Below are 916 nucleotides of genomic sequence, written 5' to 3'. Positions count from 1 at the left end.
GGTTATAATTGAAATGATCTTAAAATCGAGGTGTCTATAATGCGAACGCAGCGTCATTATGATCTGGAATACAAACGTCAAACTGTTGAGTATATCCTAGAGGAAAGGAAGTCAGTGGCTCAAGTTGCTCGGGAATTAGATATCTCCCCTAACACGCTTTATGGATGGTTGAAGCAGTATAAGCGAAAATCCAAACAGATTGATGGACAAGGGGGTGAGTCACAGCCCTTCGATGAACAAGATATTCGGCAATTACAAAAGCAAATCCGCGACCTACAAGAAGAGAACGCCATTTTAAAAAAGGCGATGCACATCTTCGCGAAAGACCGGAAGTAAAATATGCCTTTATCCATAAACACCGCTTCGAGTTCCGTGTTGAGAAGATGTGCGAGGTATTTAAAGTATCCAGAAGCGGGTATTATGCCTGGCTTAACCGTCCAAAAAGTAACCGAAAGCAACGTAAAGAGCGGCTGGCCAAACGCATCAAGCAAATCTTCATGGCATCTCGGAGACTCTATGGCAGCCCGAAAATCACTCAGGTCTTGCGCTCTGAGGGGGAAACAATTTCCCAGAAGACGGTGGCCCGGATCATGAACGAGCTCAACCTTCGTTCCCGTACAGTAAAGAAATATAAAGCAACCACAAATTCCAATCATGGCTTACCGGTTCATGAAAACAAGCTTAACCAACAATTTGTGGTGGAGGCTCCTAATAAGGTCTGGGTAGCGGATATTACTTATGTGCCAACAGATGAAGGATGGCTTTACCTGGCGAGTATCATGGATTTGTACCATCGCGAAATCGTAGGGTGGTATGCGGGTAAGCAAATGACCAAAGCTTTGGTCCTCAAAGCATTGGACCGTGCCTACGAAAGAAAACAACCAAAAACGCCCGTTCTCCACCATTCTGATCGAGG

General features: G+C 45.0%; 2 protein-coding genes. Both read left to right on the top strand.

Annotated features, from left to right (window positions below):
• Positions 1 to 39: 39 nt before the first annotated feature.
• Positions 40 to 336: a transposase gene (locus IEW48_RS16770; RefSeq protein WP_007506588.1), complete on the top strand. Its 297-nt coding sequence runs from the start codon at positions 40 to 42 to the stop codon at positions 334 to 336.
• A partial coding sequence (locus IEW48_RS16765; protein WP_188624722.1) for an IS3 family transposase occupies positions 252 to 916 on the top strand: 665 nt, incomplete at its 3' end. The genes IEW48_RS16770 and IEW48_RS16765, both read left to right, overlap by 85 nt.

Source organism: Caldalkalibacillus thermarum (genome assembly GCF_014644735.1).
Classification (GTDB): Bacteria; Bacillota; Bacilli; order Caldalkalibacillales; family Caldalkalibacillaceae; genus Caldalkalibacillus; species Caldalkalibacillus thermarum.
This window is presented reverse-complemented; position numbering and strand designations above follow the sequence as displayed.